Source organism: Bosea sp. (in: a-proteobacteria) (genome assembly GCA_023910605.1).
In the GTDB taxonomy this organism is placed as follows: Bacteria; Pseudomonadota; Alphaproteobacteria; order Rhizobiales; family Beijerinckiaceae; genus Allobosea.
Genome location: JAAVVV010000001.1, coordinates 820,732 through 847,358, shown reverse-complemented (window position 1 = coordinate 847,358; position 26,627 = coordinate 820,732). Strand labels below are relative to the sequence as shown.

The following is a 26,627-nucleotide window of genomic DNA, read 5'->3' as shown; positions in this document are numbered from 1 at the left end:
ATCCTCGCATCTGGCTCCAGACCCTTGCAACCTGCACTTGCGGCAGGATCTCCCGTCATCCGAGGCGAGGCGTCATGGACAGCGCGGCCCTTGCCCCCATCGAGATCCTGGTCGATGCCGATGCCTGCCCCGTCAAGGCCGAGATCTACAAGGTCGCGCAGCGCCATGGCGTGAAGACCTTCGTGGTCGCCAACAGCTTCATCAACGTGCCGCGCGAGCCGGACATCGAACGGGTCGTGGTCGCGGCAGGTCCGGATGTCGCCGATGACTGGATTGCCGAGCGGGCCAGGCGCGGGGCGGTGGTCGTCACGGCCGATGTGCCGCTGGCGGCGCGCTGCGTGAAGGCGGGCGCCGACGTGATCGCGCCCAATGGCCGCCCCTTCAGCGAACAATCCATCGGCATGGCGCTCGCCACCCGGAATCTGATGGACCAGCTGCGCTCGGCTGGGGAGGCCACGCGCGGGCCGCCGCCGTTCTCGCCGCGGGACCGGTCGGCCTTTCTCTCGGCGCTCGACCTTTCCCTCGTGCGACTCAAGCGCGCGGGCTTCTCAGGCTAGGCGCCGCCCTTTCAGCGACGTTTCCGGCCATAAAGCTCGAGGCGGTGGCGCACGATGTCGTAGCCCAGTTCGGCGGCGATGCGGGCCTGCAGCTTCTCGATCTCCTCGGATGAGAATTCGATCACCTGGCCTGTCTCCACATCGATGAGATGATCGTGATGCTGCTGGTCGGAGTGCTCATAGCGCGAAACGCCGTCATCGAAGGCGTGGCGCTCGATGGCGCCGCGTTCCTCCAGAAGCTTCATCGTGCGGTAGACCGTGGAGAGCGACAGGCTGGGGTCATGGGCGAAGAGGCGGTGGAAGATGGCCTTCGCATCGGGATGATCGGTGGCTTCGGCAAGCACGCGCAGGATCAGCCGGCGCTGCTGCGTCATGCGCAGGCCCGCATCCTTCAGCTCCGCCTCGAAGGCAGCTGCACGCTCGGCGACCGTGATCATCAGGCCAGATAGCCTTGTTGCGACGCAGGTGCAAAAAGAAAACATGGCTGGCACAGTCGCCTCTATTGCAAATGGATTGCAAGAGCACTTTATTGAAGGAGCGCGCAACGGCGTCGCCCTGCAAACTCGCCGCATAACGGAGCCTCGTCCCCCAATGCCGTCCGACCGACTGCCCGACCTCGGCCCTGATGCCGCCTTCGGACACCTGGCCATGCGACCGCATCGGCGCGCGGCGCTTCGCCTGGGCCTTGGCGTGGCCGCCGCCCTGATCGGAGCCCCCGCCCTCGCCCCCGCCCTCGCCCCCGCCCTCGCCCTCGCCCAGACGCCCGCGCGCAAGCTCAGGGTCGTGACCACCTTCACCGTGATCCAGGACATGGCCGCCAACATCGCCGGCGAGGCCGCCACGGTCGAGTCGATCACCCGCCCCGGCGCGGAGATCCACGATTACCAGCCGACCCCGCTGGATGTGGTGAAGGCCCAGCAGGCCGACCTCGTGCTGTGGAACGGCATGAATCTCGAACAGTGGTTCGAGCGCTTCTTCGCCGGCATGCGGTCTGTCCAGAGCGCGGTGGTGACCGAAAGCATCGTGCCGATCGGCATCAAGGACGGGCCCTATGAGGGCAAGCCCAATCCCCATGCCTGGATGTCGACCGCCAGCGCGCTGACCTATGTGGCCAACATCGAGAAGGCCATGGCGAAGGCCGATCCTGCCAATGCCGCCACCTATGCCGCCAATGCAAAGGCCTATGCCGATCGGATCAGGGCGATGGACGCGCCCTTGCGCGCGCGCCTCGCCACGGTGCCCGAGGCCACGCGCTGGCTCGTTTCGAGCGAAGGCGCCTTCAGCTACCTGACGCGCGAATATGGCTGGCGGGAAGCCTATCTGTGGCCGATCAACGCCGACCAGCAGGGCACGCCGCAGCAGGTGCGCCGGCTCATCGACCTCGTGCGCCAGAACCGAATCCCGGTGGTGTTCAGCGAGAGCACGATTTCGGATCGGCCGATCCGGCAGGTCGCGCGCGAAACTGGCGCGCGCTATGGCGGCGTGCTCCACGTTGATTCCCTGTCGGCGGCGGATGGGCCGGTTCCGACCTATCTGAAGCTTCTGGAGGCCACGGTCGAGACGATGGCCAAGGGGTTCGGCGCTTGAAAGCGAACATGCCAGCGCTGGCCGGCGGCGGCCCCGTGCTGGACGTTGCCGCCATCACGGTGAGCTATCCGAACGGCGTCGTGGCCATGCGCGACGCCTCCTTCCTGCTCGCGCCCGGCACGATCTGCGGGCTCGTGGGCATCAACGGCTCCGGCAAGTCGACGATCTTCAAGACGATCATGGGGCTGCTGCGTCCGGCCTCGGGCACCGTGCGCATCGCCGGGCTGCCCGTGCCGGAAGCGCTGCGGCGCGGGCTCGTCGCCTATGTGCCGCAGTCGGAGGAGGTGGACTGGAGCTTCCCCGTGCTGGTCGAGGATGTGGTCATGATGGGCCGCTACGGGCACATGGGCTTTCTCAGGATCGCGGGGCGGGCGGACCGGGCGGCCGTGGACGAGGCGCTGGCCCGGGTCGATCTCCTGCCCTTCCGAAAGCGCCAGATCGGCGAGCTTTCAGGCGGGCAGAAGAAGCGCGTTTTCCTGGCCCGGGCGCTCGCGCAGGCCGGACAGGTCATCCTGCTCGACGAGCCCTTCACCGGCGTCGACGTCGCTACCGAGGCGGCGATCGTGGCGCTGCTGCGCGCGCTGCGGGACGAGGGCCGCGTGATCCTCATCTCCACCCATAATCTGGGCTCCATCCCCGAGTTCTGCGATCAGGTCGTGCTGGTCAACCGCAGCGTGATCGCGGCAGGCCCGACGGCCGAGGCGTTCACGCCGGCCAATCTCGAGAAGGCCTTCGGCGGGGCGCTGCGGCATCTGAGGCTTGGCGGGGCCGACCTGCACGACGACGGCGACGAGCGCGGCGTCACGGTGATCACCGATGACGAGCGTGCGCTCGTGCTCTATGGCCAGAAGGAGATGCAGCGGCTCGTCACGGGCAAGGACACGGCGGAGGGGCCCGCGCCATGATCGCGCTCGCGCTCGAGCCGTTCACCTACCAGTACATGACCCGCGCGATCTGGGTCAGCGCGCTGATCGGCGGCGCCTGCGCCTTCCTGTCCTGCTTCCTCATCCTCAAGGGCTGGTCGCTGATGGGCGACGCACTGGCCCATGCGGTCGTCCCCGGCGTGGCGCTGGCCTATCTGGTCAAGCTGCCCTATGCGGCCGGCGCCTTCCTGGCAGGGCTGATCGCCAGCTTCGGCATGGCGGTGATCCGGCGGCAGGCCAGGCTGCGCGAGGATGTGGTGATCGGCATGGTCTTCACCAGCTTCTTCGCCATCGGCCTCGTCATCATCTCGCTCAATCCGACCTCGGTGAACGTGCAGACCATCGTGTTCGGCAACATCCTGGCCATTTCGGATGAGGATGTGCTCCAGGTCATCGTGATCGGGGCGGTGTCGCTGGGCATCCTCGCCGTGAAATGGCGCGATCTGATGCTGGTCTTCTTCGACGAGGTCTATGCCCGCAGCATCGGGCTCAGCCCCCTGAGGCTCCAGATCCTGTTCTTCGCCCTGCTCAGCGCCTGCACCGTCGCGGCGCTCCAGACCGTGGGCGCGATCCTGGTCATCGCAATGGTGATCACGCCGGGCGCAACCGCGTACCTGCTGACGGACCGCTTCGGGCGGATGATCATCCTGGCGGTCGGCATCGGCGCGGCCTCGTCGGCGGTCGGGGCCTATGCAAGCTATTTCCTCGATGGCTCGACCGGGGGGCTGATCGTGATGCTGCAGACGGGCCTGTTCCTCGCCGCTTTCGTCCTGGCCCCGCGCCATGGCCTGCTGGCGGGCCGGAGGGCGCAGCGGCAGGCGCCGGCGCCCCCGGCGGCGGGGGCTTGAGCATGCTGCAGGCCCTCATCATCGAGCCCTTCGGCCACAGCTTCATGCAGCGGGCGCTGGTGGCGGCGCTGCTGGTGGGGTCGGTCTGCGCCATGCTCTCTTGCTTCCTCGTGCTCAAGGGCTGGTCGCTGATGGGCGACGCCATCTCCCATGCCGTGCTGCCCGGCATCGTGCTCGCCAGCATGGCGGGCGCGCCGCTCGCGGCCGGGGCCTTCCTGTCCGGGCTCGGCTGCGCCCTGTCGATCGGCTACCTCAAGGAGAACAGCCGTCTCAAGGAAGACGCGGTGATGGGCATCGTGTTCTCAGGGCTCTTCGCCACCGGGCTCGTGTTGTTCACCAAGGCCGACACGGACCAGCACCTGCTGCACATCCTGTTCGGCAACGTGCTGGGGGTGAGCTGGCGCGACGTGGGCGAGATCGCCATCGTGGCCCTGCCGACGCTCGCCATCGCCTTCGCGCTGCGCCGCGACCTGATGCTCTACTGCTTCGACCCCGTGCATGCACGCGCCATCGGGCTGCCGGTCAGGCTGCTGCATTTCGGGCTGCTCGCCCTGCTTGCGCTGGCCATCGTGGCGTCGCTCAAGGCGGTGGGCATCATCCTCGTGGTGGCGATGCTGATCGGGCCAGGCGCTGTGGGCCTGTTGATGGCGCGCCGCTTCGACCGCGTGCTGCTGGTCGCCATGGCGACGGCGCTGGGCAGTTCGGTCGCGGGCACGCTGGCGAGCTTCCATCTCGACATCGCGACGGCGCCGCTCATCGTGGTGATGCAGTCGGCGCTCTTTGCCGCAGCGCTGGGGCTGAACCTGTGGCGCGCGCGGGCGCTCAGCGTCCGCTCACCTTGACGAACAGCGCATAAAGCGAGGTCTGTCCGCAGATGTAGAGCCGGTTTCGCTTGGGCCCGCCGAAACAGACATTGGCCACGAGTTCTCCTACCGGAATCGTGCCCAGATGGGCGCCATCCGGCGCGTAGACGAAGACCGACGTGCCGGCCGAGGTCCAGACATGGCCATGGTCATCGCAGCGGAAGCCGTCGAAGAGGCCATCAGGGCAGGTGGCGAAGGTGCGCGGAGCGGATACCGAAAGGCCATCGGGCGCGACATCATAGGCGGTGATCGTGGCGGGCAGGCCCGGCACATGCGAGCGCCCGGTGTCCGCGACATACAGAACGCGCTCGTCGGGCGAGAAGGCGAGCCCGTTGGGCCGGACCCGGTCCGCCACCACGAGGCTGACCGCGCCGGTGGCCGGATCGATCCGGTAGACATTGGACGCGCCGATCTCGCTCTGAGCGGCGTCGCCCTCATAATCGCTGTCGATGCCATAGGTCGGATCGGTGAACCAGATCGAGCCATCGGACCTGACCACGACATCATTGGGCGAGTTCAGGCGCTTGCCCTCGAAGCGGTCGGCCAGCACGGTGCGCGAGCCGTCATGCTCGATGCGCGAGACGCAGCGGCCACGATGCTCGCAGGAGACGAGCCGCCCCTGCAAGTCGCGGGTGTGGCCGTTGTGGTTGTTGCAAGGGCTCAAGAACACCGACACCGAGCCGTCGGTCTCGTCAAAGCGCATCACGCGGTCATTGGGGATGTCGGACCACAGCAGATAGCGTCCTGCCGGGAAATAGGCTGCACCTTCGGCCCAGCGGCAGCCCGTGTAAAGCTTTTCAAGCCGGGCGTGACCTATCATGAGGGGACGGAAGCGCGGATCGTGGACGATGAACTCGGACAAGGAACACCTGCAAGGGTTTGCGACGGGCCTCATCTAACGACTGAAATGCCCTTGCGCGCAAGATCGGTGCGCCTCCCGGCTCAGAACTGGCGCCAGATGCCCAGGCTGAAGCCGGTTTCGGCAGGAGCCTGCCGGCCATAGACCGTCGAGAAGCCGCCAAGCTGCACGGCCCATTGCTCCGAAAAGCGCCAGAGCAGGCTGAGGTTGGTCTTGACCCTCAGGGAAGCCGGCAAGAAGCCGTTCGGCATGCCATACGCGATGAAGACCTGGCTCATCACCTGCCAGCGCGGATGGGGATCGAAGCCCAAGCTGGCGTCGAGGCGCAACTCCTGCCGCTCGCCCGGCCTGCCCAGCCGGTAGCCAAGCTGGACATCGGCGAAGGCGGGCACGGACCAGAGCCGGAGATTATGGCCGACGAGGAGCCTTGCATCGGCGACCAGGCCGCTTCGCTCCAGAGCCCGCCCCGGCCCCGCCAGCACCTGGGCGGAGACAATGGTGTCGCCCTGCTCGTGCAGGCGCACCCGCAGCCCCGCGATGGCGGACCAGCTCGAGAGAGCAAGCGTCTGATTGACGAGTTGCACCGTTGCCTGATCGGAATTGAACTGGCCGATGAGGGTGATGTCACGGGTCAGGCCGCTGGCATAATGCGTGTCGAGGTTGTTTTTGGAGAAGACCATGCTGCGGCGCAGGCGCGGACCGGTCTGGAAATCCTGCGAGAAGCTGCTGACGCTGGTGGTCGAGATGAGCTGCGTGCTGCCCTCCGGCTGGAGAAAGCCGGCGCCAGCCGGCGCGCAGGCGAAGGCGCAGGCGCAGGCGAAGGCCAGGGCGGCGAACCCGACCCGCCTGCCCATGCCCACACGCGGCCAAAGCCGCGCCACGCCACGCCACATCCCCATCGGGCGACTTTGGGTCCAACCCGCCGCGGCGGCAAGGGCTGGCGCGGGCATTGCGATGGACGCGGCGCATTTTTTTCAGCGGATGACGGCGGTCGTCTCGATCTCGACCAGGGCCTTGCCTTCGACCAGCCGCACCACCTGCACCAGCGCCATGGCAGGATAGTGCCGCCCCATCGTCTCGCGATAGGCGGCGCCAATGGCCGGCAGCTGGGCGAGATAATCCTCGATGGAGCAGACATACCACGTCATCCGGGCGACATGCCCGGGTCCCGCCCCGGCCTCAGCGAGGACGGCGAGGGTGTTTTCCAGCGTCTTGCGGACCTGGGCGGCGAGGCCTTCGGGGAATTGCCCAGCCTCGTCCCATCCGATCTGGCCGCCGACGAAGACCATCCGCCCCTCGGCCAGGATGCCGTTGGCATAGCCCCTGGGCTTTGGCCAGCCCGCGGGCTGGAGAATGGCGAGAGGCGCGGCCTGTCCGTCCTCGGCGGCGCGGCGCAGGGCTTCGATGGCGCTGTTCATCACGAAGCCCTCCGGGCATGGGTCGAGGCGTCCCCGGTCGCGATGCGGCGCAGCGCGAAGCGCTGGAGCTTGCCCGTTTCGGTGCGCGGCAGCGAGGGCACGAAGGCGATCGCGCGCGGATACTTGTAGGGCGCGATGTCGGCCTTCACGTGATCCTGCAGGCGGCGCGCCATGGCGTCGTCGCCCATCTCGCCCGCGCGCAGCACCACATAGGCCTTCACGATCATGCCGCGCTCCTCGTCGGGCACGCCGACCACGCCGCATTCTGCCACCGCAGGATGGCTCAGCAGGGAGGCCTCGACCTCTGGCCCGGCTATGTTGTAGCCGGCCGAAATGATCATGTCGTCGGAGCGCGCCTGATACCAGAAATAGCCATCCTCATCCATGCGGTAGGTGTCTCCCGTGATGTTCCAGCCATTGCGCACGTAGACCGCCTGCCGCGCATCGGCCATGTAGCGGCAGCCCGTGGGCCCGCGCACGGCCAGCCGGCCGATCGAGCCGGGCGGCAATTCGCGGCCCTCATCATCGATGACGCGCGCCTCATAGCCCGGCACGGCCTTGCCTGTCGCGCCGGGACGCACCGCATCGACCGGCGCGGAAATGAAGATGTGCAGCATTTCGGTCGCGCCGATGCCATCCTGGATGGTGATGCCCGTGGCGGCCTGCCACGCATCAAAGGTGGCGCGCGGCAGGGCTTCCCCTGCCGAGACGCAGATGCGCAACGAGCGGGCCTGCGCTGGCTGCATCTTCGCCAGAATGGAGCGGTAGGCCGTGGGCGCGGTGAAGCAGACGGTGGGCTTCAGCGTCTCCATCGCCGCGAGCAGATCATCCGGCGAGGCCCGTTCGAGCAAGATCGTGGCCGCGCCGACCCGCAGCGGGAACAGCACCAGCCCGCCGAGGCCAAAGGTGAAGGCAAGAGGCGGCGAGCCGACGAAACGGTCATCCGCTTGCGCCTTCAGCACATGATGTCCATAGCTGTCGCAGACCGCAAGCAGGTCGCGCTGCATGTGCATCGTCGCCTTGGGCTCGCCGGTTGTGCCAGAGGTGAAGCCGATGAGGCAGACATCCTCGGCGGCCGTGTCGCAAGGGGCGAAGCTCTCCGCCTCGGCCGCCATCAGGGCCGACAGCTCAGCCCCCATGTCCACGATCCGGCCGAGCCCCGGCTCGAGTTCGGCTGCCTTGCGAAGGTCCTCCATCAGCGCAGGCGCGCAGAAGGCGAGGCCGATCCGCGCCTTGCCGATGATGAAGGCAAGCTCCCGCGCGCGCAGCATCGGCATGGTGGCCACCACCACGCCGCCAGCCTTGAGCACGGCGAGATAGACGGCGGCGAGCAGCGGCGAGTTGGGCGCGCGCAGCAGCACCCGCGCGCCGGGCATAAGCCCAAGCCCGCGCGTCAGGACATTGGCGATCCGGTTCACCTTCGCGGCGGTGTCGGCATAGGTCCAGATCGCGCCATCGCCCCCGATCAGGCAGGGGGCGTCGCCCCTCTGCGGCACATGGCGGTCCAGCAACTCGGCCACCGCGTTCAGCCGCTCAGGATATTGCAGTTCGGGCAGCGTGAAGCGCAGCTCCGGCCATTGGCTCCGCGGCGGAAGGTGGTCGGCGGTGAAGCTGTCCGTGTGGGCGCTGGCTGCCATCGCGTACTCCCCCCCCCCTTTACTGTGCTGCGCGCAGGGCGGCATGGCCGCCGAGCAAGGCCCGCGCGATGATGACCTTCTGAACCTCGGTGGCGCCCTCGTAGATCCTGAGCGCACGGACCTCGCGGTAAAGCTCCTCGACCTTGGAGCCGAGCCGCACGCCCTCCCCGCCGAATATCTGGATGGCACGGTCGATGACGCGCTGGGCCATCTCGGTGGCGAACATCTTGGCCATGGCCGCCTCGCGCGTGATCCGGGCGGCGCCCTGATCCTTCGCCCATCCGGCGCGGTAGATCAGAAGCGCCGCCGCATCGATCTCGGTGGCGCTGTCGGCCAGAGCCGCCTGGGTGAGCTGGAGATCGCCGAGCACACCGCCGAACATGGGCCGGCTGGCCGCGCGGCCCAGCGCCTCGTCGAGCGCGCGCCGCGCCAGCCCCAGCGCCGCCGCGCCGACGGTGGAGCGGAATACGTCGAGCGTCGCCATCGCGATCCGGAAACCCTCGCCGGGCTGGCCGATGCGATTCGAGACAGGAACGCGGCAGCCCTCGAACGACAGGCTCGCCAAGGGGTGGGGCGCGGTCACGTCGATCCGGCCGGCGATGCCGAGGCCGGGCGCATCGGCATCGACCACGAAGGCGCTGATGCCCTTCGTGCCAGGGCCGTCATCCTCGCGAGCGAACACGACATAATGATCGGCGATGCCGCCATTGGAGATCCAGGTCTTGGCGCCGTCGAGCCGCACATGGCCGGGGCCGTCAGCCCTCGCCCGGGTGCTCATGGCCGCCACATCGGAGCCGGCATCGGCCTCCGACAGCGCGAAGGCGGCGATGGAGCGGCCCTCGCGCACGGGCGGCAGGTAGCGCTCCTTCAGAGCGGGCGACCCGAACAGCGAAATCGGGCCGGCGCCGAGGCCCTGCATGGCGAAGGCGAAATCGGCGAGGCCGGAATGCCAGGCCAACGTCTCGCGCGCAATGCACAGCGACCGGACGTCAAGATTTTCCGAGGCACCGCCCTGCGCCGCCGGCACGACATGATCCAGCAAGCCCTCGGCGCCGAGGGCCGTCACGAGCCGGCGGCAGGAGCCGTCCACGTCATGATGGTCGACCAGCGCTTCGCCATGGGCGCCGGCCCAGACCTCGATGCGCTGGCGCAGCGCGCGGTGCCGATCATCGAGGAAGGGCCAGGACAGGAAGCTGACATCGCTCATCAGGCTCAATCCCCTGCGAAGACAGGCTTGCGCTTCTGGGCGAAAGCCTCGAAGGCGCGGCGGAAATCGCCGGTGGTCATGCACAGCGCCTGGGCCACCGCCTCGGCCTTGATGGCCTCCTCGATGCTCATGGCCCACTCCATCGCCAGCATCTTCTTGGTGATGTCATTGGCGAAGGTGGGGCCGGCGGCCAGCTCCGCCGCCAGAGAGAGCGCCTCGGGCAGCACCGCCCCGGGAGCGCACAGGCGCGTGAAGAAGCCCCAGCGCTCGGCCTCCTCGCCCTTCATCACCCTCCCGGTGAAGAGCAGCTCCGAGGCCCGGCCATAGCCGATGATCCGGGGCAGCATGGCGCATGCGCCCATGTCGCAGCCTGCAAGTCCGACCTTGTTGAACAGGAAGGCGACCCTGGCGCCCGCCGTCCCCAGCCGGATGTCGGAGGCCATGGCGATGATGGCGCCAGCGCCCACGCAGACCCCGTCTATGGCCGCTATGACAGGCTGGGGGCAGGCGCGCATGGCCTTGACGAGATCGCCCGTCATTTCGGTGAAGCGCAGCAGGCCCTTGGCATCCTTCGACAGCAGCGGCTCGATGATCTCGAAGACATCGCCGCCCGAGCAGAAATTGCCGCCGGCACCCGTGACCACCACGGCCTTGACCGCATCATCATATTGCAGCTGCCGGAAGAAGCCGAGCAGTTCGGCATAGCTCTCGAAGGTGAGCGGGTTCTTCCGGTCGGGCCGGTCGAGCGTGACGGTAGCCACCGGCCCCTCGACAGCCAGGTTGAAATGGCGCGCCGCGCGCAGCGGCGCCGGGCCTGGTCCGGGCGCTGTCCGGTCATTCATCGGCCTGTCTCCCGGTTCATGGCGGAACGGCTGGAGGCTTTCAGCTTTCCAAGCAACTGCATCATCTGTTCGATCTCCCCAGCTTCGAGCCCGGCGAAGAAGTCGGCGATCCAGCCTTCGTGCTCGCTCGCCATAGCCGCGAAGGCCGCCTCGCCGACTGGCGTCAGCGCCACGTTCACGACCCTCCTGTCGGCCTCGGAAATGCGCCGCTCGATCTGCCCCGCCTCGGCCAGCCGCTCGACAAGGGCGGTGAGGTTGCCGTTCGACACCATCATGCGGGTCGAGAGCTGGCTCATCGTCATGCCGTCGGGCGCCTTGTGAAGCTGCGCCATCAGGTCGAAGCGCGGCAATGTGACGTCAAAGCGGGCTCGCAGGCGCGAGCGGACCGCATCCTCCACCAGCGTCGTACAGGTGAGCAGGCGCAGCCAGAGCCTGAGTTCGGCCTTGTGGTCGCGCGGGCGCTCCTCGGCCACGGTCTCGGCATCGACAGGTGAATCGGGCGCAGCCATCAACCCGTTTCCCCGCCCGACAGGCTCAGCGCCACGCCGTTGACGCCGCGCGCCGCGCTGCCGGCCAGATAGATCACCGCTGCGGCCACTTCCTCGGGCGTGACCATGCGTCCTTGCGGGTTGGCCTTGACCAGTTCGGCCCTGATCTCGTCCTCGCTGCGGCCTGTCTTGTCCATGATGCGCTCGAGGGATTGACGGACGAGGTCGGTCTCGGTGTAGCCCGGACAGATGGCGTTCACGGTCACGCCGGTCCGGGCGAGCTCCTGGGCGAGCGAGCGCGTCAGCCCGATGACGCCATGCTTGGCGGCGGCATAGGCGCTGACATAGGCATAGCCCTTCAGCCCCGCCGTGCTGGCGATGTTGACAATCCGCCCCCGGCCGGCCTCGATCATGGCAGGCAGCACGAGGCGGGTCAGCGTGAAGACGCTTTCGAGGTTCAGCGCCAGCAGCCGGCGCACCAGCGCCGCATCGGTGCGGCTGATGGCGGCCGTCTCGACGCCGCCCGCATTGTTGACCAGCAAGGTCACCGCCCCATGCGCTGCCACGGCCGCCTCATGGGCCCGGACAAGGGCCGCCTCGTCCGTGACGTCGGCGGCGAGCTGCACCCGCCGCGCGCCGACCGGGCCGGCCTGATTCCAGCGCCGCGCCAGCAGGGTGACCTTCGCGCCCTGCGCCAGCAGATCGCGTGCGACCGCGGCGCCGATACCCCGGCTCGCGCCCGTGACCAAAGCATGATGATCTGACAGGGGACGCGCAGGCATGGCGTGGACCTTGGCTGAGAACCTCGTGAAAACCTAGGGTCGACCACGACGCCATACCGGCGCTTCGCAGAAGTGTTTTAGGCTTAAAATAAATCGCGCCGACTGCCAAGGGCTGCACGTCGTGGCGACGCCGCCGCGTCACGGCCTTCCTGAGGGTGTCCTAAAATGCGAATGTTAGCTGAATACAACCAATAATGTTAACTTTCGTCGCTGACAGTGGCCTCGGCTCCACCTGCTCCCTCGGAGCCTTGGATGCGTGCCATGTCGAACACCGAGAGCCTGGAAAGACGCCTTGACTTCATGAAGCTGGACGCCGCCGGCCGAAAACGGATCCAGGGCATCGAAAAGCTGATCAGCGACGCGCTTCCAGGAGCGCTCGACGCCTTCTACACCCAGCTCAAGACGTTCACCGAGACGAGCCACTTCTTCAAGAGCGACCGCCATGTCGACGGCGCCAAGGCGCGCCAGAACTCCCATTGGGACCGCATCGCCAAAGGCGTCTTCGACGCGAACTACGTCTCGGCGGTCACCACAGTGGGCCAGGTCCATGCCCGGATCGGGCTTGAGCCGCGCTGGTACATCGGCGGCTACGCGCTGATACTGGAAAAGTTGATCAGCGACGTGATCAAGGCCCAGTGGCCCAGGGCCCGCTTTGGCGGCACCATGCCGGGAGCTGATGACCGCGCAGCCGAGATTTCGGCCATGGTCAAGGCGGCGCTGCTCGACATGGACTACGCCATTTCTGTGTATCTGGAGGCGTCGGAGGCAGCACGGCTGAAGGTCGAGGCCGAGGCCAGGGAAATGGAAGCGGCAAAGATACATGAACGCGAGACCGCCATCGCCAACGTCAGCGCCGGGCTGGCGGCCCTCGCCGAGGGCAACCTCACCCACCGCATGGGCGACGACATGCCGGCCGAGTATGCGCTCCTGCGCGACCACTTCAACGGCGCCATGGACCGGCTCGAAGGCATGCTGGGAACCATCAAGGCCACCTCGATGATGATCCAGGCCTCTTCGGAAGAGATCAACAGCGGCGCGCGCAATCTGTCGACGCGCACCGAGCAGCAGGCGGCGGCGCTGGAGCAGACCGCCGCCACCACCGAGGAACTGGCCGCATCCGTCAAGATATCGGCCGACGCCTCGCATCAGTCCGTCAGCCTTGCCGGCCAGGCCGCGAGCGTGGCGCAGACGGGCGGCAAGATCATCCGCGACACGGTGGAGGCGATGAGCCGCATCGAGGAAGCCTCCAAGAAGATCTCGGAGATCACCACAGTGATCGACGGCATCGCCTTCCAGACCAACCTGCTCGCCCTCAATGCGGCGGTGGAGGCCGCGCGCGCCGGGGATGCGGGCCGGGGCTTTGCGGTTGTCGCGGCGGAAGTCCGCGCGCTGGCCCAGCGTTCGGCCGAGGCGGCGAAGGACATTGCCGGCGTCATCGCCACATCCGATGTGCAGGTCGCCGAAGGGGTGAAGCTGGTGCAGCTTGCCGGCGGCACGCTGCGCGAGATCGTGGTGGCGTCGGAGAAGGTCTCCAACACCGTGAGCGAAATCTCAACTGCGGCCGGGGAGCAATCCCACGGCATCGACGAGATGAGCCAGACCGTAAGCCACATGGACCAGATCACCCAGCAGAATGCGGCGCTGGCGGAAGAGAGCGCGGCCTCGGCCGCAGCGTTGAGCGGACAGATCCACCGTCTCAACGAACTGGTGTCCGGCTTTCGCACCCGTCACGACGGAGCAAACGCAGAAAGCCAGGCGCGTGCTCCTGTGCCGGCTCCGGAACGGCCTGCGCCGCGCGCCGCCGAGGCCATGCCGCAGCGCAAGGTGGCCGGCGGCGGCTGGACCAGCTTCTGACGGCGCCATCGGCTGCACGAGCAACTCCCGCGCTCGGGCCAGCAAACCACACGGGCCGTGGCGCGGGCCGCCGCTCAGAGCGCGTGATTGACCACGGCGCCGGCGATGCTGGCGCCGGCAAGGCGCAGGAGGCGGGCCGCTTCCGCGGCCTGCTCGAGGGTGCTGCGCTCGGCGGAGACGACCAGCACGACGGCATCCGCCTGTCGCGCGATCATCCGTGCATCGCTTCCCTCGAGAACAGGAGGCAGGTCGATGATGACGTCGCCCCGGGCGCGGGCCATCTCGAGAATCTGCGCGAAGCAGGGATCGGAGAAGTCCACCGCCATGTTCGCCAGCGGCTCGACCGAGCGGACCGGGACGAGCGCCACGCCGCCGACATTGATGACCACGAGCTGATCGAGCTTGGCGGCGCCCAGAAGGACATCGACGAGCGCGCTCTTGCCATAGGCGAAGCGGCTGGAGAGGCCGGCGGGGCGCTGGCGGAGCGTCTTGCGCGGGCCGCTCCCATGCCGGGCCTGCCCGCCCCGGACATCGGCATCGATCACGGTGGGCGTGCCGCCGCTGCGCTTGATGAGATGGGCGAGGTTCATCGCCACTGTGCTGCTACCGGCATCCCGGCCAGGGCTGGTGACGGCGATGATCCGGTAGCGATCCGCCCGCGCTGTCGGCACCACGAGGCGGATGGCGCTGCGAAGATCCTGCAGGGCCTCGGCGAAGGCGCCGTCCGGATCGGTCGTGACAAGCTGCTGCATCTCCTGGGGCGGGGGATTGGCGAGACCGCCCAGCGTCCGCACCTTTGGCAGGTTGGCCAGCGACGACAGCCCCGACTGCCGCACAAGCCGCTCGGGCGTGCGCACCTTTCGGTCCAGCGCGCCCGCGACCGCCGCAGCGAAGAGGGCGCTGAACAGCCCCATCATGCCGCCGAAGGCCACGATCAGCGACTTTTGCGGCGCGATGGGGGCAAGCGGCGCCAGCGCGGCGCCGATCACTCTCGCATCCGCATCGGGCATGGGCGCCTGCGGCACGAATCCGGCCAGCTTGGCCTTCTCCGCAGCCTCGACCTGACCGAGCAGCGCATCGACGCGGCCCTGGACGAACTCGCCCCCGCTCTTGGCGGCCTTGGCCTTGAAGGCGACCGACTGCTTCAGATAGGCGGAGACGGCGGCATTGGCCACACGGGCGGCCCGTTCGGGATCGCTCGAGGTATAGCTGACCTCTATCACATAGGACTGCCCCACCCGCCGCGCCGAAAGCCGGGAGACGAAGCTGAGGAAGGCGATCTGGCTCTGGCGGGTCAGCGCCGCCTCCGGCGGGCCGAACGACGCCCGTAGCGCCTCCTCGTCATTGTTCTGCGGCTCCGGCCATATCCGGCCAAAGAACGCAGGCCAGTAGCTGGCGAGCACGCCGAAGAACGGACGCCGCCGCGTCGCCTGCAGCTCCGGATCCTCCGCCAGCCCCAGGCTTGTGAACACCTCGGAAAGAAGCCTTTCGGAGCTCATCACCTGCAATTCGCTGTCGGCGCGATTGAGGTCGAGCGTGGGCGCGGCCTGGACGTCACGCGAGCTGACGCTGGCGGTGCGCCGCGGCTCAAGGAGCAGCTGCGCGGCGGTCCAGTAGCTCGGTGGCTGGGACCACGCATAAAGCACGGCCGCCACGATGCAGCCCGTCATCCAGACAGCCATCGCCGCCCTGTTGCGGCGCAGGACGGTCCTGATCGACACCATCATGGCGAGGGGGCCGTCATCGGCGGGCTTGTCCTCGGCCTCCACCAGCGGGGTGAAGCGGGCCGTGGCCACGCCGGATAGTGGTCCGTGCCTGTCGCACCCCAGAACCTCGGGCTGATGCACATCGTGCCGCAAGCCTTCACGCATCATCACGCCTCCGCCTTTGGTCTGATCGTCGCCGCACGCCCGGGGTCGATGCGCCCGCGCGCCATGTCGGCGAAACCTTTGAGATTGCCGCGCAGCCGGCCGCGGCGATCGATGAAGGGTTCTGGCCGAAGCCAGCGGCCGAGATTGCTGGCGATGTTGCGCAGCAGCTGGCCCACCACCTGGGTCGGCGTCATCGTGCCCTTGATGAGCATGTAGACCGGGTTGGCCACCTGACTGTAGCCGAGGCTGTCGCCGGCCTGACGACCCAGCTTGATGCCCATATGCACGCCAATCGCCTCGCTGCCCTTGACCAAAAGCCCGCCGCCGCGCGCCAGAACGGCGGCGAAATCGCGATCCTCGAGCCAGCCATAGAGAACGAGGCGCTCGTCAAAGCGGAGATCGCGCACCGCCGAGGCCCGAAAGGCCATGTTGCAGCCATAGGGGCTGAAGGGCCGCTGCCAGCCGGCGCGCGCGGGAGGGCCGCGGCCGTGCCGCCCCTCATCGGCGGCCTCGACCAGGCTGACCGCCTCCTCGAAGCCGATGCCCGGTCCGGTGACGCCATCGGCCAGCACCTCCCCGGTGAAGGCGACAAGGTCCGGCTCGTCGCCGAAGGCATTGGCGGCGGCTTCGAGCCAGCCCTTCCCCGGCACGAAATCGTCATCGAAGAACACCACCACGTCTGTGGCGGGATCGAGCGCCTTCAGCGCGCGGTTGCGCTGCGCCGACGAGCCGGGCGGGCCGATGAGCAGGCGCACCTCAGGCAGTTGCGCGAGATCGCCGGCATCGGCAGCGTCCGCGCAGGACACGAACACCATCTGCGGCTTCAGCGTCTGGGTGGCGATCAGCCGGCGCACCATGGCCGAGACAATGGCGGGGCGGCCGCGCGTGGCCACCGCCACGGCAACCCTCGCCCGTGGCGGGGCTGGCTCATGCCGGGCCTTCGGCAAGGATGCGGGCGAGACCATGAGATCGAGATAGCCCTGCGCGGCGGCCCGCCAGCTGAACAGCTTCGCGCGGTCCCGCCCACGCCCTGCCAGATCCGCCCGCAGCGCCGGAGAGACGGTCAAGGACTCGGCATGCCGGACCCAGGCGGCCGGATCGGCAGGCGAGGCAAGCAGGGCGGCATTCCGACACACTTCCGGCATGCTGGCGCGATCGGAGGAGATGACAGGACAGCCGCGCGCCATCGCCTCAAGGATCGGCAGGCCGAATCCTTCGGTCCACGACGGAAAGACCAGGAAGGCGGCCCGGTCGAACAGCCAGGCGAGGTCCTCATCCTCGACGCGGCCAAGCTGCCGGATGTTCGGCGCGGCGGCGATCCCGGAATCGGCGAATATCGCGCCGCCGCCGCCCGCCACCACGATGTCGAGGCCGAGCGCGTCGAAGGCAGGCGCGAGCTGGCCCAGAAGCCCCAGATTCTTGTGCCGGGCGCGTGAACCGAGAGCCAGCGCAAAACTGCGCCCGCGCTCAAGCACGCGGCTGATCTCCTGGGGCGCGAGAACGGCGCCTGACGGGTCCCAGGCCAGCGCGTGCTCATGGCCGTTGGGTAGAACCGCAATATCTTCGGCACGAACCGGCAGGTGACGGGCGAGCTGGCGGGCCGCGGCGTGCGAGACCGTGGCAAGACGGGCCGACCGCCGGGCAAGCAGCGGCTGCAACCGGGTGTAGAGCAGGCGGAAGGCCGGGCTGTAGCTGCCCGGCGCCGTCAGCACGTTGGCATCATGGATGCAGACCACCTGATCGGCCTTGGCGGCCGGAGCGGTGTTGCACAGATTGAGCAGCCGTCCCGGCCAGGCCAAGGGCAGCACTGCCTGCTCCCAGCCGTGGCCGCCGCCTGGCCCCCGGGTGACCATCGGCATGTGCACCAGGCGCAGATCCTCGGCGCCCGGCGGCGCCAGAACCGGCGCCATGCCCCCTTCCATAGCGAGTTCTGCATCCATCGCGGCCACAACATGGCGCGCATAGCGCTGCACGCCCGTGACGGGCTGCGTCAGGAAGCGGCCATTGACTGCGAAGGCCGCGGCGGGGGCTGACGCTTCGGGCACGGTGCTGGTCATGAGATCACCTGACGTGAGGGGCATGGCGCGGCGAAGACGGCACGGCACTCGCGGCCGGGGGCCCGACCAGCCCAAGCGGCAGCTCGACGGTGAAAGGCCGCACGGACCTCCGGGCAAGGTCGGGCGTGGAAGCGGCCAGCGCGGCGAGCGCATAAAAGTACAGGCCCTGATCGAGGAAGGCGCTCACCATGACATCGCCGATGAGCAGCCCCACGCAGCCATTGCGAGCGGCCAGACGCGCATCAGCATGAAAGCCGCGCGACTCGCCGCGCTTGCGCCCCAGCGCCGTGACCACGAAGGCGATGTACAGAATCGTGCCGACTAACCCGACATTCGCGGGAAGCGCCAGCACGAAGCTGGAGGCGCGATTGGTGCCGAGCCCGACGCCGAATCCGTAGGTGTCGAGGATGTTCTGCCACGCGACCGCGTTCCACATGCCGCGCTCGATCGCCGAAGCCGAAGCCGGCTTGTCGAACAGGACCAGATCAAGATAGTGCAGGACGGCGGCGGAGGCCGTGGGGGTGAGCGCCACCCCAAGGCCCACCGCGAGCACGCTCAGGGGTGCAGCCATGGCGATGAACGCCGCTATTCCCGCGCCGCCCGGCCGCAGGCTGCGCATGAGGGCGGCGCCATAGATCACGGCGAGCAGCACCGGCGTTCCCGCCAGCCCGGTCGAGGATGTCGACAGGATCAGCAGGATCACCAGCACCACCGACAGGGAGCCGGTCAATGCAGGCCGCATCCCGCAGATGAACAGGGTGAGCGTGAAGCCCAGCGCGCCGAGCGAGGAGCGCGCAAAGGACGACGCCTCGGTGAACGAGCCGACGATGCGCTTCATGCCGTCGACCTGGGTCTCGACATGCAGCGCGTAGCGGGCATTGCGCATGAAGGCGAGGAGGTCCTGCGTTCCGGTCGTGAAGGTCGCCATGTCCACGAGGGCCAGCGCGACATTCCCGAGGGCATAGGCCATCAAGCTGGCGAAGATGGCGCGAAAGCCCGCCGGCGACGCCGCGATGGCCGCGATGGTGACGAAGCAGACCAGATTGGCGATCATGTAGATGCTCTGCGTCAGGTTGCTCGACACCCGACCGAGCGGCACGACACCACCTTTGTCCTCGAAGGCGGAGGCGCCAAGCGGCACGATATCGGTCACGCCGGCCAGCAGGAGGGGAAAAACGTAGGCCGTGGCCACGCCGTAGATGACCAGGCAAGCCAGCCAGAAGCCGGGCCTGAAGGGTGAAAGAACCTGCATGGCGGCCCCGACCTCGCGGCTGCGCGTCAGCGTGGCGAACGCGGCGAAGCCGAGCGCCACATGACCCGGCTGGATATTGGCCGCGCCAATGAACATGGCTGCCGCCGAGCCGAACAGCGAAGCCAGCAGGAAGCCCATGGCGGCTGCATGCCGCCCCCAGGCCAGGCACAGAAACCCGATCACCAGCGTGGCGAAGCCGATGGGTTCGATCATCATGCCGCGCAGACCTCGTTCCCCGCGCGACAGGCGCGGGCGCATGATCTTTGTCTGCGAGCACGGCGATCTGCCTCGTTCCCGGCGCGACAGGCGCGGGCCAGCCGCTTTTCTTCCGGCCCCAGCATCGACCAATTCCTCCCGCCCTGGCGGCAAGCGCCGCGCGCCTCATCGGCGCCGGCGCAACAAGACGGGCGCCCCATCGGCGCAAGTCCCGTTACGTAAAGCCTGAGCGGCCGTTTCGTTCCATCAGGGTCTGATTTGTCATCGGGGCCTGATCTGCCGTCAGGGTCCGGTCGGGCCGACCTTCACCGGGACAGCGTCGCAATCGCGCATCGGCGTTGCGAGACGAAGGCGCCCGGCCAGCCCCCGCCCCTTGCGCGGCCGGCCATCAAGGCCGGTGAAGTGACATCTCAGGGCCGACTGCCGGAACGCTGGCTTGCCTGTGGCCCGCAGCGTGGCGGAGCCCTTGCTTCATCTTCGGGCAGAAGCGAGGGAACCAAAGCGTCGCGACAAGCGTTTCATTCCATAGTTCCAAATTCTGCATCGAATAATCAGCTGCCGCGATGAGTTTTCTTTAACTGTGACGCAGCCGGATTTGTTCATATCAGCGATAGGATACAATAGTTCTGATTAACTTGTATTCTAAAATGGAGTTTATTGAATAAGAATATAATCATTAATGTTATCAATGAAATTTATTACAATTTTCCATCATCCACAAACACCAAGATTGACGGCCATGCGAGAGCGCGCCTTTGGTTAACGTGTGGTTAAGTGACGGAGGTCTACTGTGGGCATCAACTGCGAGCCATGGGGAGCCGAGTTCGAGATCGACGGCTTCTGGAGGTTGTCTTCCAACTGGGATCTTGTTGCCGAGGATGAGCTCGTCTTTCTCAACCTGAGCCTGATGCGCCGCCTTGAGGGCGAACGGGGCGCGGCGGGCCGACGCTTCCTCGACAGCGTGATCGGGGAAGCCCGGCTTGACTGGACAGCCCGGGCGGGCTCAGGCTCCCATGCAGGCTCGGGTTCGGCCGTGACGTCTCAGCCCGCGAGGCCGCAGGGTCGTGGCTGGATGTGGACGGCGGCGCTTCACGGCGGCGGCGTCTTGCGCTCCTTGCTGCCGCAGGCTTCGCGTCTGCGTGAAAGCGGATCGCAGGCGGCACTGTTGGCCAGGCTCGGCGTTGCGGTGCTGGATCGGGCGATGCCTGTTCAGGCCCGTTCCGGCAAGGCTCCGGCGCAGGAGCCCTGGACCGCAAGCTTTGGGGCGCTTTTGTCTTTCCATTCGGGCGTGAACGCGGGCTACCTGATGCCCGACTACGCCTATCATGCCGACCTTTACGCCGCCTGCGCCTGGCTCGGGGTGCTGGCGCGCGGCCGGCCCGCACGGGCGCCGACGGCCATCTTCGACTTCATTCGCTGGTCGGAAAGCTCTGTTCTCGGCGGCCTTGGCGAGCAGGCAGCCGATGATCCTCACCATGTTCTGCGCCTCGCGCTGGACGCAGCCGGCCTCAGCAGCAGCTTGCGCCGCGATGCGGGGCCGCTGCCTGCGCTGGTCTGGCCCTCGCGGCCTGTGCAGCTATCGGCCGCGGCCGAAGCGACAGCCAGGCGGTTCGCCGCCCTGCTTGCTCCCGAGGCGGGTGAGGTTCTCAACTCCCGGGTGAAGGCTGCAGCCGCCGCTGGCTGATCCGGCCCCGGCAGCGCAGCGGCGGACGTGGCGTCACTTTTGTGACGCGAGCCGTGAACAAAGACCCGCCTGCTGCATTTATCTGGTCAGACACGAGGTGGCGCAGGATTCGCCGCCAGGGCTTGTGCGGATATCCGCAGCACTGGCCTGAGAGGGCAAGACGCGCATGAACCCGAGTTTGACCGGCATGACGCCGCAGGTGCCGAGGCAGGCGGGCGACCGCTCCATCGGCCTGATCGACGGCGAGGGCCGGGCCGCCCTGGCGCAGCTTTCCGGGCTCCGCGTCGCCATCGTGCACTACTGGCTCGTCGGCATGCGCGGCGGCGAGAAGGTCATCGAGGCCCTGTGCCGCATGTTCCCCGAGGCTGACCTGTTCACCCACGCCTATGCACCCGAAGCGGTCTCGGACGTGATCCGGCGGCACAAGGTCAGCACCACCTTCATCGGCAAGCTGCCGAAGCCGGCACGCTACTACAAGGCCTATCTGCCCCTGATGCCGATGGCGCTCGAACAGCTCGATCTGCGCGGCTATGATCTGGTCATCAGCAGCGAATCCGGGCCGGCCAAGGGCATCATCCCGCCGCCGACGGCGCGGCACGTCTGCTATTGCCATTCGCCCATGCGCTACATCTGGAACATGTATCACGATTACCGGGAGCGCGCCGGGCCAGTCAAGAAGGCGCTGATGGCGCCGATCGCGCATTACGTGCGCAACTGGGACGCGATCTCATCGGCGCGCATCGATCGCTACGTCGCCAATTCCGCGACGGTTGGCGCCCGCATCCAGCGCTACTATCGCCGCGACAGCACGGTGGTGCATCCGCCAGTGGCGGTGGACGATTTTCATCCCGTTCCGGCCTCCGAGCTGGGGGATTTCCACCTGATGGTTGGTGAACTGGTGGGCTACAAGCGGCCCGACATCGCCATCGAGGCCTTCAACCGCATGAAGCTTCCGCTCATCGTGATCGGCGGCGGCGAGCAGCTGGCCGCCATGCGCCAGCTGGCCGGCCCCACGGTGCGAGTGCTCGGACCCCAGCCCTTTTCAGTTCTCAAGGAGCATTACGCGCGCTGCAAGGCGCTCGTGTTCCCGGGCGAAGAGGATTTCGGCATCGTGCCGGTGGAGGCCATGGCCAGCGGCCGGCCCGTTCTGGCCTATGGGCGCGGCGGCGCGACCGAGACGGTGGTGGAAGGTCTGAGCGGGAGCCTGTTCCACGAACAAAGCTGGGAAGCGCTGGCCGAGGCCATCGAGCGCATGGAGCGTTTCGAGATCGATGGCGAGGCCATCGCCGCGCATGCGCGGCGCTTCTCCGAGCCCGTCTTCCGCGACGGCATGGCGCGGGTGCTGAGCGAGACCCTGTTCGGCGATGGGGTCACGACAAGGACGCCGTTCGAAAAGGCGGCCTGATGCGCCGCTCCTCGCCATGGCGACAAGCGCCTCGGGCGCCTTTGACAGCCAGCGGACGCCTCGCTCATACGGACCCTGTGTCGGTGGCCCCCGGCTTGGCGGCCTCGTCGGCGGCGCTGCGGGCATGCCGGGCGCGCAGGCTGGCATCAGCCTGCCTGCCATGCTCACCCCTCGCGGATGGGGCGCCGCGCGTGCCGGCTTTGCCCTGCGCGCCAGGCCAGCCCAGTGCGCGGATGCCGATGCCCATGCCGAAACCGATCTGAAGCGTGAACGCCGCCCACAGGACAGCGGGAATGACAGACAGGCCGGGAATGACGCCTGTGCCTGCGGCGATCCCCACAAGCGCCGCCGCCACCGCGCCAAACAGGCAGAACGCCAGCAACGGCATGAAGAATGCCGCTACGGCGCCAGCCATGAAAGCAAGCAAGGCGATGGACAGCATGGCCCTCTCCGATGGCGCAGATGATGGCTGCACTCAGGTGACTCCCGACGCAACGACGCCGACTTTCGCATCTCTAGCACAACGGCAGCGTGGACGTGAGGCCCTCGGCGACTTGAGCGCCGGTGCTGTCTGGGGACGGCTCCTCTGCCGCCCCGGACCATCTTCATAGAAATACGAAACGAGACACATAACGCAGGGAACCAAATCCCAGAGGCAGCGTTTATAAATATTTTGACTACATAAATATTGTTTTTCAAGTCTAAATTGTTCGATCTCGATCTCGCCTGGTTCCATCGGGTTTGACAAAAATTTGTCGCATAAACACGATTTCAGACCTATAAACCGCGTTTTTATCGCAAAAAAGATGAGAATTGGCTTGACACCAGGCCAAAATCCGGGCGAAATGTTAACTAAAGGTAAATGTCTATTCATGGCCCCATATGGAGCATGATACTTACGTCATTCGCCTTGAGTGATGATGATCGTCTATTGTCATTGAGACCGCAGCGCCTGTGCGATGCGGGAATAGCAGGTCGTCTCGCTGCGAACGAGAATGGGAATTCAGCAGTTCGCCTGCTGCATTCAAGGTCCTGGCTCCATCGGATGCCTCCCGGCCTTTCGATGGAGTCTGGCGGAAATATCGGGGGGCTTCCAAAGTTTTTTCCAACTTGGGTGCCTAATCATGCTGTCTCGAGACGATTCCAAAGTCGGGCTCGCGCGCCTGGCCATTCCGACCGGCCGTCAAAGAAACTGGACTGATGGGTCCGCGTCGCAACACACCTCGTATCCGCCGCGCCCGGAAACTGTGCCGGTAGGCGGCACGGGAAAGCGGCTTTTCGATCTTGCCATGTCCGTCGCCGCTCTTGTGGTGCTGGCGCCGCTGTTCATCTGCATCGCGTTGCTGATCGTGATCGGCGACGGTCGACCTGTGCTGATCAGCCATCGCCGTGTCGGCCACCGCGGCCAACCCTTCGAGTGCCTCAAGTTCCGCAGCATGGTGGTCAACGCGCCGGCAGTTCTGGACGCTCATCTGCGCGTCAACCCCGAGGCCGCGCGCGAGTGGCAAGACACGCACAAGCTCAAGGATGATCCACGGATCACGCGGCTCGGGCAGGTCATTCGCCGGCTCAGCGTTGATGAACTGCCGCAGTTCATCAACGTGCTGCGGGGCGACATGAGCATTGTCGGCCCACGCCCGGTGGTGGCGGCGGAACTGGAGCGGTATGGCGAAGAGGTCGAGGCCTACATGCGGGTCCGGCCCGGCCTGACCGGCGCCTGGCAGGTCAGCGGCCGCAGCGATGTCTCCTACGAGGCGCGGGTGGCGCTGGATGCCCAGTATGTCCGCAACTGGAGCATGGCCGAGGACCTCCGCATCATCGCCAGGACGGTGCCCGCGGTCCTCACTTCCAAGGGCAGCTACTGAGGCGAGGCTCGCTGCGGGCGCAAGCCGCGAGGGCGCAAACCGGCGCGCCGCAGCCGCGCCGGAGGCGCCCTCCCCGGCACAGATCAACCATCACGCGAGGGCCAGGGCAAAGTCGCCTGCCCCCGCGATGCATTCATTGGAGACAAGCATGTCCAGACCGGAGCAGACCGCCATGGCGGGGCCTGACAGGCTGCGGCGCGGGTTGCTGAAAGGCAGCGCCGCGCTGGCCGCCGCGCGTTCGCTCGGTGCGGGTTCGCCGGAAGCCATGGCCCGGGATGCGGCCCGGAACACGCCGCCGCCTGCGGCGCCGGACGATCCCACCGCTGGCCGGACCGTGATCTTCGATGAGCCGTTCGCACGGCTCGACACGAGCATCTGGCATGCGGGCCCCAAGGCGACCACCTTCGACCCCGGCTTTTACGGCCGCTCGGCCTTCGCGCGGATCGGGGGCGAGGAAGGCGTCAAGCCCTACGCCATCGTCGACGAGCCGGCTGCGGAGAACGGCAAGGCGCTGCGCCTGAGCGCTGTCCATATCGGACGGCGCATGCAGGTGCCGCATTACTTCGGCAATGAGAACGCCGATGCGCAGTGGATCTCCGGCAACATCCAGACGGCCCGTTCGGACGGGACGATCATGAAGGGCTGGCGCAGGGGATATTTCGAGGCGCGGATGAAGTTCCCGCGCCACCCGCTGACCTGGCCCGCATTCTGGATGATGAATGGCCGCAGCATCCTGTTTCCCAGGACGTCGGTGGAGCTCGACATCGTGGAGCACAAGGGCTGGGAGCTTCAGCTTTACGGAACCTATCTGCACGAGTGGGGCCAGCCTGGCGAACACCACGATGGCGCGGGTGTGCCGACCGACGTCGATCTCACGGAGGGCTTCAATCGCTACGGGATGCTGGTCGATGCCGATCGCTGCATCCCGTATTTCAACCGCCGCCCGGTTCTGGACCAGACGACCCGAAGGCCGCTGATCTGGACGATCGGACGCAGCGCCGAGCTTGACGCGCAGGGCGATGTGTTCTGGCCCCTGCTGACCCTCGCGCTGCGCGCCGACGTGCCGTATCCCTCGCCTTTGCGGGAAGAGCACCGGAGAGCGCATCTGCTGGTCGATTACATGCGCGTCTACGGCTGAGCGCCATGCCCGTGCTCACGGCGCGCGCACCGGTCCTGCCGCCGGCTTCAGCGGGCGCCCGCGGACTGATAGACCTCGAGCGTCTCGCGCGCCACGCGGGCGATTGTGAGCCGGTCGAGCCGCGTCTGGCTGCGGGCGCGCCACATCTCCAGGTCGTTCCGGTTGGCCAGCAGGCGGTCGATGGCGTCGGCCAGCGCCCCGACATCGCGCGCAGGCACAAGGATGCCGGCCTCGCCCTCCTCCAGAAGCTGCGGGATGCCGTCGACCCGGGTGCCGATGATCGCCGCGCCCGCTTCCCGCGCTTCCGACAGGACCAGCGGCGCGGGATCGGCATGGGATGGCAGGATGAAGATGTCGGCTGCCAGCATGTAGGGATACGGATCGTCCTTCGGGCCGTGGAAGATGATGGTCTCGGCAGACCCCATCTTCCGGGCGGCGGCGACATACTCGTCCATGGATGGGCCCCCGCCCACGATGTGCAGCCGCGCCGCCGGGTGCTTCCCTTGAATCTGCGCGAAGGCCGCAATCAGGTCGCTCACGCCTTTCCGGGCGTGCAGACCGCCGACGAAGACCACCGCCGGGCGCGCGATGTCGGCAGGCTGCACCGAACGGCCGCGCGAGCGGGCCGTGCCGATCGTGCCGTTGAGCACCACGGTGAGACGGGAAGCCGGCACGCCGCGCCCCCGCATGGAGGCCGCCACGGCCTCGCTAACCGCAATCACGCGTCGGCCCAGTCCCATGAGAACCGCGCTGCGCTCGAAAGCGTTGTGCACGGTGGTGATGAGGGGGACGCGCTGAAGGGCGCAGATGGGCGCAGCGATGACTGCGCTCGTCATCATGTGGGCATGGACGACATCAATGCGGCGCGTGGACAGGATTCGGCGCAGGCGCAGGGCGGTCGCGGAGAGGACGGGCAGACTGCGATGATGATTCAGAACCAGGGTTTCGACGCCGCACCGCGCCAGCAGAGCGTCGAAATCTCCGCCGCCGCTCGCGATCAGCACCTCGTGTCCCAGCTCCCGCTGGGCGCACGCCAGATCGATGGCGGCATGGACATGACCATTGAGCCGGCGCGTGTGGTTGAGAAGATGGAGAATACGCATGAAACCGCCTTTTGCTTTGTCGGCCCCCGCCCAACTCCCCAATGGTCCTGTTCGTTCACGCGGCCGAAGCCGGTCCTTCCGTTGCGCTCGCCGGACACGGCCCGACGGCATTCCGTCGCCTCGCGCGCGGCGCGCAGCGCGCCACGTCCTGGCGGTCATTTCGACATGAAA

At 67.4% G+C, this 26,627-nt stretch carries 23 protein-coding genes and 1 pseudogene; 10 read left to right on the top strand and 14 right to left on the bottom strand.

Going from position 1 to position 26,627, the window contains the following annotated elements; translation table 11 throughout:
• Positions 1-74 precede the first annotated feature (74 nt).
• Positions 75-557 carry a YaiI/YqxD family protein gene (locus tag HEQ16_04185; protein MCO4053255.1) on the top strand — a complete coding sequence of 161 codons (483 nt, stop codon included), beginning with the start codon at positions 75-77 and terminating at the stop codon, positions 555-557.
• Between the two features lie 11 nt (positions 558-568).
• Here HEQ16_04185 and HEQ16_04180 read toward each other — a convergent pair whose 3' ends face one another.
• Positions 569-994: a transcriptional repressor gene (locus tag HEQ16_04180; protein MCO4053254.1), complete on the bottom strand. Its 426-nt coding sequence runs from the start codon at positions 992-994 to the stop codon at positions 569-571.
• 211 nt (positions 995-1,205) lie between these two features.
• Here HEQ16_04180 and HEQ16_04175 point away from each other — a divergent pair, with 211 nt between their 5' ends.
• From HEQ16_04175 to HEQ16_04160, 4 genes are read left to right on the top strand one after another with little or no spacing between them, the layout of a single operon-like run.
• A complete protein-coding gene (locus HEQ16_04175) occupies positions 1,206-2,144 on the top strand; it encodes a metal ABC transporter substrate-binding protein (protein MCO4053253.1) in 939 nt (312 codons plus the stop codon).
• Positions 2,145-2,152: 8 nt separating this feature from the next.
• Positions 2,153-3,049: a manganese/iron ABC transporter ATP-binding protein gene (locus HEQ16_04170; protein MCO4053252.1), complete on the top strand. Its 897-nt coding sequence runs from the start codon at positions 2,153-2,155 to the stop codon at positions 3,047-3,049.
• Entirely contained in the window at positions 3,046-3,915 is an 870-nt protein-coding gene (locus HEQ16_04165) for a metal ABC transporter permease (GenBank protein MCO4053251.1), read from the top strand. The genes HEQ16_04170 and HEQ16_04165 overlap by 4 nt, the downstream gene beginning before the upstream one ends.
• The gene (locus HEQ16_04160; GenBank protein MCO4053250.1) at positions 3,912-4,757 is read left to right on the top strand and encodes a metal ABC transporter permease; all 846 of its coding nucleotides are present in this window, start codon (positions 3,912-3,914) and stop codon (positions 4,755-4,757) included. Before HEQ16_04165 ends, HEQ16_04160 begins: the two co-directional genes overlap by 4 nt.
• Here the strand turns inward: HEQ16_04160 and HEQ16_04155 are convergent.
• From HEQ16_04155 to HEQ16_04120, 8 genes are all read right to left on the bottom strand, one after another.
• A complete protein-coding gene (locus HEQ16_04155; GenBank protein ID MCO4053249.1) occupies positions 4,738-5,640 on the bottom strand; it encodes an SMP-30/gluconolactonase/LRE family protein in 903 nt (300 codons plus the stop codon). The two genes, HEQ16_04160 and HEQ16_04155, sit on opposite strands and share 20 nt — an antisense overlap.
• Positions 5,641-5,720: 80 nt before the next feature.
• Complete coding sequence (locus HEQ16_04150; protein ID MCO4053248.1) at positions 5,721-6,518, bottom strand: hypothetical protein; 798 nt, start codon at positions 6,516-6,518, stop codon at positions 5,721-5,723.
• Positions 6,519-6,611: 93 nt separating this feature from the next.
• Entirely contained in the window at positions 6,612-7,055 is a 444-nt protein-coding gene (locus HEQ16_04145; GenBank protein MCO4053247.1) for a RidA family protein, read from the bottom strand.
• Positions 7,055-8,692, bottom strand: a complete 1,638-nt coding sequence (locus tag HEQ16_04140; protein MCO4053246.1) for an AMP-binding protein — start codon at positions 8,690-8,692, stop codon at positions 7,055-7,057. Before HEQ16_04140 ends, HEQ16_04145 begins: the two co-directional genes overlap by 1 nt.
• Positions 8,693-8,711: 19 nt before the next feature.
• Entirely contained in the window at positions 8,712-9,899 is a 1,188-nt protein-coding gene (locus tag HEQ16_04135; protein ID MCO4053245.1) for an acyl-CoA dehydrogenase, read from the bottom strand.
• Between the two features lie 5 nt (positions 9,900-9,904).
• Positions 9,905-10,741 carry an enoyl-CoA hydratase family protein gene (locus HEQ16_04130; protein ID MCO4053244.1) on the bottom strand — a complete coding sequence of 279 codons (837 nt, stop codon included), beginning with the start codon at positions 10,739-10,741 and terminating at the stop codon, positions 9,905-9,907.
• Positions 10,738-11,250, bottom strand: coding sequence for a MarR family transcriptional regulator (locus HEQ16_04125; protein ID MCO4053243.1), 513 nt, complete (start codon positions 11,248-11,250; stop codon positions 10,738-10,740). The genes HEQ16_04130 and HEQ16_04125 overlap by 4 nt, the downstream gene beginning before the upstream one ends.
• Complete coding sequence (locus HEQ16_04120) at positions 11,250-12,011, bottom strand: SDR family oxidoreductase (protein ID MCO4053242.1); 762 nt, start codon at positions 12,009-12,011, stop codon at positions 11,250-11,252. The genes HEQ16_04125 and HEQ16_04120 overlap by 1 nt, the downstream gene beginning before the upstream one ends.
• 261 nt (positions 12,012-12,272) lie before the next feature.
• Here HEQ16_04120 and HEQ16_04115 point away from each other — a divergent pair, with 261 nt between their 5' ends.
• Complete coding sequence (locus HEQ16_04115; protein MCO4053241.1) at positions 12,273-13,865, top strand: globin-coupled sensor protein; 1,593 nt, start codon at positions 12,273-12,275, stop codon at positions 13,863-13,865.
• Between the two features lie 74 nt (positions 13,866-13,939).
• Here the strand turns inward: HEQ16_04115 and HEQ16_04110 are convergent, their stop codons facing one another.
• The 3 genes and pseudogenes from HEQ16_04110 to HEQ16_04100 all read right to left on the bottom strand — a co-directional run bounded on the left by HEQ16_04110 (position 13,940) and on the right by HEQ16_04100 (position 19,261).
• Complete coding sequence (locus HEQ16_04110; GenBank protein ID MCO4053240.1) at positions 13,940-15,736, bottom strand: exopolysaccharide biosynthesis protein; 1,797 nt, start codon at positions 15,734-15,736, stop codon at positions 13,940-13,942.
• Positions 15,737-15,738: 2 nt separating this feature from the next.
• The gene (locus HEQ16_04105; GenBank protein MCO4053239.1) at positions 15,739-17,793 is read right to left on the bottom strand and encodes a glycosyltransferase family 4 protein; all 2,055 of its coding nucleotides are present in this window, start codon (positions 17,791-17,793) and stop codon (positions 15,739-15,741) included.
• Between the two features lie 97 nt (positions 17,794-17,890).
• Positions 17,891-19,261: pseudogene (locus HEQ16_04100) on the bottom strand (hypothetical protein).
• A 790-nt stretch (positions 19,262-20,051) separates the two neighbouring features.
• Between HEQ16_04100 and HEQ16_04095 the strand changes: the two are divergent.
• Positions 20,052-20,945, top strand: a complete 894-nt coding sequence (locus tag HEQ16_04095) for a hypothetical protein (protein ID MCO4053238.1) — start codon at positions 20,052-20,054, stop codon at positions 20,943-20,945.
• 187 nt (positions 20,946-21,132) lie between these two features.
• Complete coding sequence (locus HEQ16_04090) at positions 21,133-22,350, top strand: glycosyltransferase family 4 protein (GenBank protein ID MCO4053237.1); 1,218 nt, start codon at positions 21,133-21,135, stop codon at positions 22,348-22,350.
• Between the two features lie 64 nt (positions 22,351-22,414).
• Here the strand turns inward: HEQ16_04090 and HEQ16_04085 are convergent, their stop codons facing one another.
• Entirely contained in the window at positions 22,415-22,792 is a 378-nt protein-coding gene (locus tag HEQ16_04085) for a hypothetical protein (protein MCO4053236.1), read from the bottom strand.
• A 682-nt stretch (positions 22,793-23,474) separates the two neighbouring features.
• On the opposite strand from HEQ16_04085, the gene HEQ16_04080 reads away from it, so the two are divergent.
• Both HEQ16_04080 and HEQ16_04075 read left to right on the top strand, forming a co-directional pair.
• Complete coding sequence (locus tag HEQ16_04080) at positions 23,475-24,215, top strand: sugar transferase (protein ID MCO4053235.1); 741 nt, start codon at positions 23,475-23,477, stop codon at positions 24,213-24,215.
• Between the two features lie 172 nt (positions 24,216-24,387).
• Entirely contained in the window at positions 24,388-25,353 is a 966-nt protein-coding gene (locus HEQ16_04075) for a family 16 glycosylhydrolase (GenBank protein ID MCO4053234.1), read from the top strand.
• A 47-nt stretch (positions 25,354-25,400) separates the two neighbouring features.
• Here HEQ16_04075 and HEQ16_04070 read toward each other — a convergent pair whose 3' ends face one another.
• On the bottom strand, positions 25,401-26,456 hold the full coding sequence (locus tag HEQ16_04070; protein MCO4053233.1) for a glycosyltransferase family 4 protein: 1,056 nt from the start codon (positions 26,454-26,456) through the stop codon (positions 25,401-25,403).
• Between the last annotated feature and the right edge of the window lie 171 nt (positions 26,457-26,627).

Coding starts and splice junctions, on each gene's coding strand:
- HEQ16_04185 (MCO4053255.1), top strand. CDS start 75: ATGGACAGCGCGGCCCTTGCCCCCATCGAGATCCTGGTCGATGCCGAT.
- HEQ16_04180 (MCO4053254.1), bottom strand. CDS start 994: ATGATCACGGTCGCCGAGCGTGCAGCTGCCTTCGAGGCGGAGCTGAAG.
- HEQ16_04175 (MCO4053253.1), top strand. CDS start 1,206: ATGCGACCGCATCGGCGCGCGGCGCTTCGCCTGGGCCTTGGCGTGGCC.
- HEQ16_04170 (MCO4053252.1), top strand. CDS start 2,153: ATGCCAGCGCTGGCCGGCGGCGGCCCCGTGCTGGACGTTGCCGCCATC.
- HEQ16_04165 (MCO4053251.1), top strand. CDS start 3,046: ATGATCGCGCTCGCGCTCGAGCCGTTCACCTACCAGTACATGACCCGC.
- HEQ16_04145 (MCO4053247.1), bottom strand. CDS start 7,055: ATGAACAGCGCCATCGAAGCCCTGCGCCGCGCCGCCGAGGACGGACAG.
- HEQ16_04140 (MCO4053246.1), bottom strand. CDS start 8,692: ATGGCAGCCAGCGCCCACACGGACAGCTTCACCGCCGACCACCTTCCG.
- HEQ16_04135 (MCO4053245.1), bottom strand. CDS start 9,899: ATGAGCGATGTCAGCTTCCTGTCCTGGCCCTTCCTCGATGATCGGCAC.
- HEQ16_04130 (MCO4053244.1), bottom strand. CDS start 10,741: ATGAATGACCGGACAGCGCCCGGACCAGGCCCGGCGCCGCTGCGCGCG.
- HEQ16_04125 (MCO4053243.1), bottom strand. CDS start 11,250: ATGGCTGCGCCCGATTCACCTGTCGATGCCGAGACCGTGGCCGAGGAG.
- HEQ16_04120 (MCO4053242.1), bottom strand. CDS start 12,011: ATGCCTGCGCGTCCCCTGTCAGATCATCATGCTTTGGTCACGGGCGCG.
- HEQ16_04115 (MCO4053241.1), top strand. CDS start 12,273: ATGTCGAACACCGAGAGCCTGGAAAGACGCCTTGACTTCATGAAGCTG.
- HEQ16_04110 (MCO4053240.1), bottom strand. CDS start 15,736: ATGCGTGAAGGCTTGCGGCACGATGTGCATCAGCCCGAGGTTCTGGGG.
- HEQ16_04105 (MCO4053239.1), bottom strand. CDS start 17,793: ATGACCAGCACCGTGCCCGAAGCGTCAGCCCCCGCCGCGGCCTTCGCA.
- HEQ16_04090 (MCO4053237.1), top strand. CDS start 21,133: ATGACGCCGCAGGTGCCGAGGCAGGCGGGCGACCGCTCCATCGGCCTG.
- HEQ16_04085 (MCO4053236.1), bottom strand. CDS start 22,792: ATGCTGTCCATCGCCTTGCTTGCTTTCATGGCTGGCGCCGTAGCGGCA.
- HEQ16_04080 (MCO4053235.1), top strand. CDS start 23,475: ATGCTGTCTCGAGACGATTCCAAAGTCGGGCTCGCGCGCCTGGCCATT.
- HEQ16_04075 (MCO4053234.1), top strand. CDS start 24,388: ATGGCGGGGCCTGACAGGCTGCGGCGCGGGTTGCTGAAAGGCAGCGCC.
- HEQ16_04070 (MCO4053233.1), bottom strand. CDS start 26,456: ATGCGTATTCTCCATCTTCTCAACCACACGCGCCGGCTCAATGGTCAT.